The organism is Tropicibacter alexandrii, assembly GCF_003667315.2.
GTDB classification, from domain to species: Bacteria; Pseudomonadota; Alphaproteobacteria; order Rhodobacterales; family Rhodobacteraceae; genus Tropicibacter; species Tropicibacter alexandrii.
This window is the reverse complement of the sequence record NZ_RCTZ02000040.1, coordinates 1-7,507: the sequence shown is the minus strand read 5'-3', so window position 1 is coordinate 7,507 and position 7,507 is coordinate 1. Positions and strand designations below refer to the sequence as shown.

Genomic DNA, 7,507 nt, shown 5'->3' with positions numbered 1-7,507 from the left:
CGCACACTCATCACGCCACCTTCAAAGTGGCAACATTTTGCGCTGCCCTTTGGTCCAATTTTGCTCTGCCGTTGACATCATGGGGGGCATTCTGCCCGGACTGATGATGGCGGCACTCCTTTCCGCGACCGTGATCATCCAGGTCCTCATGAAACCCGAGATCGCACCGCGCATCACCCAGAGGGTTAGCTTTGCTGAGCGCGTCAGTACAAGTGCCCAAGCCATTCCAACGATCCTGATTGCCGTGATGATCATCGTCTCGCTTTATGTCGGCATTGCGACACCCTCTGAAACCGGGGCCTTCGGTGCCGCGGCGGCGGTTCTGGTTGCCCTTGTCATGGGCCGTTTGCGCGGAGGAGTCATGCAGAAGGCATTACAAAAAACCGTCCGCACCACAGGAATGTTCATGCTCTTGCTGGTCGGCGGTCTTTTCAGTTCCTTCGTCCTGACCCGGCTGGGCGTGCCACAGGACGTATCAAATTACCTGACCGGGCTGGATGTCGAACCATGGGTCATCATCGTGATGATCAACATCCTTCTTTTGATCATGGGGATGTTCCTCGATCCGCTGAGCATTCTGGTTATCGTGGTGCCGATCTTCCTCGAAACCGTGGTGGGCCTTGGATATGATCCGATCTGGTTTGGCGTTATCGTCACCATCCAGATCGAGATTGCGGCGATTACCCCGCCGGTCGGTCTAAACCTCTTCGTGCTGCGCACTGTCGTTCCTGACCTGTCGCTTTCGGATACGGCACGCGGGGCACTCATCTTTGTCTTGCCGATGCTTCTGGGGATCGTGCTGCTGATGATTTTTCCTCAGATTGCGCTCTGGCTCCCAAGTGTAATGTTCTGAGCTTGGGGGGCCGGTCTCACACCTGCAAGCAGCCCGAGGCGTCACCACAAGACGTTCTCTATGCTGTACGCGCGTCGCGGGTATTGTCACATTCATCGGCCATGGGCTGCCGGTGTAGCAATGTCGGCGTAGCTGGTGCTGATGCAAACTCAGAACATCAGTTATAAGCGTCACCGGTTTCCGCCCAAGATCAATTCTTGTGTTGTCTGGCTCCACGCCCGGTTCAACTTGAACCTGCGCGAGGTCGAGGAAATGATGCTGGCATGGGGCGTGGACGTTTCGTACGAGACCAAACGGCTCTGGACCGTCAAGGCCGGGTCCCTGATCGGCCACGTTTTGTGGCGACGGTAGTCACTCCCCGGCGAAGTATGGGATTTAGACGAAGTCGCCGTGAAGATCGCAGGCTAGGCTCTGGACTTCGGTAACGGGGACGTCTCAGTCAAGCGCTTTTCGACATAGGCATCCGACCGCCTAGCCGCGGATTTGATCACAGTTTCTTTTCTATGCCGTTCTGCTATCTTCGCTGCCTTCGTCTGAGATCACCCCGGGTGCATGCTTCGGTCCGTCGTCAGCGCGATTGGCTGCCAACATGATGCTGTTTCAAATGCAATTCCGATGTGCCCATCTCATAGGCGTGCTCGATCTTGATCGGCAACAGTTCGGAGCACAGCATTATCGGAACACCACGTCCCTGCCGAACCTAAAGAGCCTGTCATCAGGCAGGGAACGGGTTGCGATCAGGTCGTCATCGCAGCCTCCATTTGGAATGTCGTGTCGTCGACCGACATGCGAAGACGGATAGTATCGGGCCGAATGTCGCCAACTTCACAGAGGCTATCATGCGTAATCGTAAGCACCCCGAACAGGGCGACCGGAGCTGTCTGAGTGTCATCCGGCTGTCCGACAAGTTTGGTGCTGCCCACCTTGGTGCTGCCTGCCGCCGCGCGCTCGAGATAAACGCCCGCTCTTACTTGCCACTTTGTAAATGCTGGATCAAAAAATCCCCAAAAGTGCTGTCGCAAAAATCCCCATCTTTCGGGTACAGCCATCACCCATCCCAACATCAGTGGCACCGATTATTTCCATTGAAAGGACCACAATGTTTGCGGCTGGTTCTCCAGACCGTCCGAGACACGCGCGTTGCAGGGCGTCAGCTTTTGTTTCCAACCGCGCGGATTGTCGTGGTGTAGTTGAAATCGGCTCCAGCAAGTCCACGCTGGCCCGCGTCCTCGTCGTGCTGGAGGTTCCTGGCGCGACGAAGCTTTTCGGTGAGGGCATGTCGGGGTCTGCCGCCGGTACGGCGCGACATCCAGCTGGTTTTTCAGGAACCCTACCTCTGCGACACTGTGATTAACATGTACGGCGGCAAGGTGGTCGAGCGCGGAGCGACGGCCAATGTGCTTGACGAACCGAAGGACGACTATCCCAAGACGCTCATCTCGTCCGTGCCATGCCTGACGCGGTAGGGACGGGGCCAACCGTGAAGCCGGCCCCGCGATGTGTCACTGGGCTGGCGTCCACGGGCGGTTGTAGGCGTCGACGCGCCAGTCGCCATGGTCGATGAATCGGGGAACGGACCCTGTTTCAAGCGCGGTGGCGGCTGTGTTCAGCGCCCCAGAGGTGGTCTCTGGCCAGATGCCAGTCGTCACCCGATCGGCTAGGATTTCGACGATCACGCTGCTTTCCGCCGCCATAAACTCGCAGTGACCGGTGCCCTGAACAAGCGCCTGACGATAGAGGTCGGTGGTCCCGGCCTGTTCGACAAGTTCCTCGTAGCCCTGCATCAGAGAGTAGGGGATCGCCCAATCGCCTAACATGTGGATGCGGATGGCGGGAACTTCGAGCTCTCCGGTCGTGGTGCGGCCATCCGCAGCCCAAAAGTCGAGCGCATAATCGGACGCCGCGATCCTTGGTTCCGCATTGATGGTCGCAATGTCCGCCTGAAGGTCCAGCCCGGCCTCATCATAAAGCGCCTCAACCAACTGTTTCATAGCGGGCGCTGCATTGGCGTAGAACGCGGCATAGTCGACGCTCTCGTTACTCGACAACTGTTGGCCAGAGGCCGCGTTTTCGAACAACAGCCGCGAGGTACCGCCAACGTTGCTGGCAATGCGCATCGCCGATTTCAGGACCATGTCGGCCATCGCTGCCGTGTCGGCCGTGTCGGGCAGGTCGGTGCCTTCGACCAACCACGGCGACCACTGGCCGAGTGCAAAGGCCAGTGCCAGCCGGGCACGGCCTTCGGATGTCTTGCCCGCGTTCTCGATCGCGCTTTTCCATGCCGCGCGGATGGCGTCGAGGTTGCGGTCGCCGCCCGCACCGGCATTGGGCAGCCCGACCACTGTCAGTTCTGAGGCCTGCCCCAGCCCCTGTGCTTCGAAGTCAGCCCCAAGCAGGGTCTTCATCGCGAACCAGCCGTCAAGAAAGCTGTTCATGATCCAGACCGGGGTATGCGCAGCAAGCACGACAGAACCGTCGATCTTGTCGGGGTAGACTTCCGCAGAGGCGAGACTGTCGAGACCGCCGCCGGAACATCCGTACTGAAGGACCATGTCCGGCTCGCGCTCGAGTTTGGTGAACGTGTCTTGCACGGTTTCGAGGTTCAGGATCTCGCGCTGCGGATCGTACTGCCAGAGCCGCAGTGGATGGCGGGCCAGACCGGCGAAGGCATAGCCGCGCGCCAACAGATCGTCGTAACGCGGGGCGTAGCCAGGAACATGGATGAAGCTAGCGAAATCAAGGTCGCGTAGCAGCCGTCCGTTCCAGTTTGCGGGGACACGGATAAGCCAGGACGTACCATCGGGCAATACACCGCTGTGCTCTCTGAACGACGTCTTGTCCTGCGCCATGGCGGGGGCGGCAAGGCCAGCCACCAGGGCTAGGCAGAGCGCCCTAGTTCTGGCCTGCGTGCGCAGGTCGGTCGGATATGAAATTCGTGACATGGTGTTCCTCCAGATTGTGTTCATGGATGACGGGAGCCTCCTCTGTTCCTGCCGTTCCACCATAAACGTAGAGGTCTAATTTTATGGGTGTCAAGTTCAAATTTGAGTAACATCAACGCCTTTTCCACAATTCGTGTCGTTGTGCCCTAATTAAAGAGAATAGAGGCTAATTTTTCCCTGACTTTTCAATGGCTGCTTGTACCTCTATTTGTGGCATTGTACCTTTAATTAGGATACTGTACCCTAATTTAGGATACAAGATTATCTGTGGATAACTTTCGGCGATTTGTGATGAAGACGCGCTGTGAAATCTGAAGCCGTTGCGAAACATCGTGCTGCTATTCTGCGGCCGCTTCTTGAGCTTGAAAAAAAGGGCGACCCAATTGGTCGTGCCATTGGCGACGCGGCATGGGAGTTGGGTCTTTCCAAAAGCTATACTTGGAAGCTTTACCGTCGTCTCAAAGAGAACGATGCTCGATCCGTTGCGCTGCAACCGGGTCGGCGCGGGCCTAAACCTGGAAAAGGGCGTCTTGCTCCGGATGTGGAGCGCATCATCAGCACCACCCTTAGCCGCTACTATCTGGTTCGAGAACGTTCAAGTTTTTTGCGCATTTGGCGTGAGATACGCTCAGAGTGTGATGCAAAGGGCTTCCAGCCTCCGACCCGTCGAACAGTTAAGCGGCGGCTAGATGCGATGGACCAGCGTAAGGTCATCTCAAAGCGACATGGCGCGGACGTAGCTGGACAATTGTTCGCAGCGCGTCCTGGCAAACTCGACGTTCCCGACCCACTCGACGTCGTGCAAATCGATCATACCAAGGCCGATGTATTTTTGGTCGATCACATCGATCGACAGCCTCTTGCGCGGCCGAACCTGACGATGGCGATCGATGTCACCACGCGTGTGGTGTTGGGCGTATACGTGAGTTTCGATGCACCGTCCGTTCTGTCGGTTGCGCTTTGTCTCGACCATTGCGTGCGCCGAAAGACAGTGCATGTGCCCGGCACCCTTGAAGAGCTTACCTGGCCTACGGCTGGTATTCCGAAGGCTGTTCATGTGGACAATGCCCAGGAGTTCCGCAGCAGAGCGTTCAAGTCCGCGTGCGAGGATTGGGGCATTGATGTTTCCTATCGTCCCAAGGGCGGCAAGCATTACGGAGGTCACATTGAGCGCTTGATCGGTACAACTATGGGTTCGGTTCACGTATTGCCTGGAACCACGCACTCGTCACCCAAAGACAAGGGTGACTATAACAGCGAACAAAACGCGACTTTGACGCTTGCTGAGTTTGAAGACTGGCTTCATCTTGAAATCTGTCGGTATCACAACACCCCGCATCGGGCTCTTGGCCGGACACCTCTTGCTGCCTGGAGCGATTTGGGTGGCGATACAGCAGGGCGGCAAGTTGTCGATGTGGACGCGTTTCGATCGAGCTTCATGCCTTTTGAATGGCGCAAGCTTGGCCGCACAGGGATCACGCTTTTTGAAGTGCGCTACTGGAATGATGCGTTTGCGTCCTTGATCGGGCGGGGCAAAGAGAAGGCGCAAGTCAGATTTGATCCGCGGAACCTATCGAAGATTTGGGTGCAGGTAGACGATGGTCGCATGATCGAAGCGCGCTACCGAAATCTCAGTCATCCCGAAATCTCTCTTTGGGAAAGTCGCCGCGCCCGCAAAGAATGGAAAGAAAAGCACGGTGGGCGGATCCACGAAAAGGCGCTGTTTGATATGGTAGACGCGCAAAGGCGTCTGGCCGAGGCAGCGCGCCAGAAAACCAAGGCAGCCAGGCTGGGTAAAGAGCGGGATGCGCGCCTGTCAAAGGCCCCAAAGCAGCGCGACCCTTCTCGTGAAATGTTCGCGATTGATACCGGCAACCCTGATCTTCCAACCTATCCCATAGATGAATTTCATGACCCAAAACGAAAGAATTGACCGCATTCGCAGCGACCATTGGATCGCTTTTGATCGTGCAACGATTGTCCTCAATCGATTGACATCATTGATGGAAACACCGCGACAAAGTCGCATGCCAGGTTTGATGGTCTATGGGAGCCCTGGCATCGGGAAGACGATGATCGCCAAACGTATGGCGAGCAAGTATCCCACTCAATACAAGAGTGATCTCGGGATCACCAAGACACCTGTATTGCTGCTTCAGGCACCACCCGCGCCGGATGAGAGAAGGTTCTACCAACACTTACTATCTACGATTGGCGCGCCCATGTGGGGGCGTCGCACAGTCTCGGAACTGGAGGTTCGGGCGCTGAACCATCTCAGAGACATGGACCTGAAAATGCTCATGATTGACGAGGTGCACAATCTGCTTGCCGGCAGTTACAGGGAGCAACGTCGGTTCCTCAACATGCTACGGTTCCTCGCAAATGAGCTTAGCGTATCGCTCGTGGTCTTTGGCGTTAACGAAGCGCTTGATGCCGTCCGTGGCGATGACCAGCTTGCGCGCCGGTTGGATGAACATTTTTTGCCGCTTTGGGAAGACGATGTAGAGTTCTCACGTCTGATCCAAACACTGATCGCGGCCATGGCGCTGGAAAAACCTTCGGGCCTGACCGTTGCTTCGCTCCGAACCATCCTGAAGGTGACCGGCGGGGTCACGTCCCGCGTCTTTATCATGATTAAGTCTCTGGCCATCGATGCGATTCATTCTGGGGAAGAGAGGATTACGGATGAGGCTGTCGCGACATGGCGGCCGACCTGGAACAAACATGCGTGGACGGTTCCGCTTGAGACGGCCGTTGAGGCCGAGTGACCATCAAGCTTCTGCCCCGCCGACCACCACCCCTATGCGATGAACTGCTTTCGAGCTGGCTTACCCGGCTGGCACAAGCCAATCACTGTTCAACCGAAGAACTGTGCGGCTATCTTGGCTTGCAAAGGGGCAGGGTGCCCGACCGCTCGAGCGACCTTGAGCAAGTTTGTGTAGACCGATTGTGCGCGGCTGTTGGAAGAAAACGTACCGAGATTGCGGCGATGACATTGCCAAATTTGAGCGCCCGCTCATTGAACTATCTGGCAACACATGACTTTCAGACCTGCACATATTGCCAAGAGCAAACGCCGGATCTGGTATTGCGCCACTGGCGGTTTGCTTGGTCGACAAACTGTGAAAGTTGCGGTCGGTCTCTGGTATCGACATGTCCGCATGCTGGTATCTCAAAGCGTATGAAAGCGCGTGCGGTTCAGGGGGCTAAAAGATTGGCGTCAGCTGTAGTCTCTGGCGACCAACAAAGCCTGCATCAGTTCAGACAAACGTCAGACCTTCTGCGATTGTGGAAATTGGCGGATGCAGATGCGCTGATCTCTGAGAACCAAGCCCAAAGAACAATTGTTCTCGCTGCGATTGAACTCGGATCAAAGCACCCGTTGCTTCGCACTGCCTATCGGGTGGCGCGAAACAACCGGGCAGCGCGGAGTCTGTTGCGTACGTTTCCGCGACAGAGTGAGGCTTTGGAGAATCTCCAGAGCTGGGCCCGACTTCATGAATATCGATATGCAGACCAGGGAGCCATAGGCCGCCGAGCTAGAACACGAGGGCTCGGAACAACTGGACTTGTGCCATCCGAGAGAGCGCTTCATGCGGCACGACGCGCAATTGAAGAACTCGGCTCCAACACTGTGAACCGCCCCGGGTTTACCGGAGAGTAAAACTCTCAAAGGATGAACCCTATGGACCAGAAGAAGCACACCCCGAAG

At 56.5% G+C, this 7,507-nt stretch carries 6 protein-coding genes and 1 pseudogene; 5 read left to right on the top strand and 2 right to left on the bottom strand.

Going from position 1 to position 7,507, the window contains the following annotated elements:
* A partial coding sequence (locus D8Z78_RS24045) for a TRAP transporter large permease subunit (RefSeq protein WP_128910921.1) occupies positions 1-853 on the top strand: 853 nt, incomplete at its 5' end.
* Between the two features lie 141 nt (positions 854-994).
* Positions 995-1,201 (top strand): annotated as a pseudogene (locus D8Z78_RS25410) (IS6 family transposase); the annotation flags it as partial.
* Between the two features lie 389 nt (positions 1,202-1,590).
* On the opposite strand, the gene D8Z78_RS24035 reads toward D8Z78_RS25410, so the two are convergent.
* The gene (locus D8Z78_RS24035) at positions 1,591-1,902 is read right to left on the bottom strand and encodes a hypothetical protein (protein WP_128910920.1); all 312 of its coding nucleotides are present in this window, start codon (positions 1,900-1,902) and stop codon (positions 1,591-1,593) included.
* A gap of 453 nt (positions 1,903-2,355) precedes the next feature.
* Entirely contained in the window at positions 2,356-3,795 is a 1,440-nt protein-coding gene (locus D8Z78_RS24030; RefSeq protein WP_121634683.1) for a hypothetical protein, read from the bottom strand.
* A 304-nt stretch (positions 3,796-4,099) separates the two neighbouring features.
* On the opposite strand from D8Z78_RS24030, the gene D8Z78_RS24025 reads away from it, so the two are divergent.
* Genes D8Z78_RS24025 through D8Z78_RS25405 form a run of 3 tightly spaced genes read left to right on the top strand, consistent with a single transcriptional unit; the run spans position 4,100 to position 7,459 of the window.
* On the top strand, positions 4,100-5,728 hold the full coding sequence (locus D8Z78_RS24025; RefSeq protein WP_082894773.1) for a Mu transposase C-terminal domain-containing protein: 1,629 nt from the start codon (positions 4,100-4,102) through the stop codon (positions 5,726-5,728).
* Positions 5,697-6,563 (top strand): TniB family NTP-binding protein, encoded by an 867-nt coding sequence (locus D8Z78_RS24020; RefSeq protein WP_121634682.1) that lies wholly within the window; start codon positions 5,697-5,699, stop codon positions 6,561-6,563. Before D8Z78_RS24025 ends, D8Z78_RS24020 begins: the two co-directional genes overlap by 32 nt.
* Positions 6,560-7,459, top strand: a complete 900-nt coding sequence (locus D8Z78_RS25405) for a TniQ family protein (RefSeq protein ID WP_128910919.1) — start codon at positions 6,560-6,562, stop codon at positions 7,457-7,459. Before D8Z78_RS24020 ends, D8Z78_RS25405 begins: the two co-directional genes overlap by 4 nt.
* Positions 7,460-7,507: the final 48 nt, after the last annotated feature.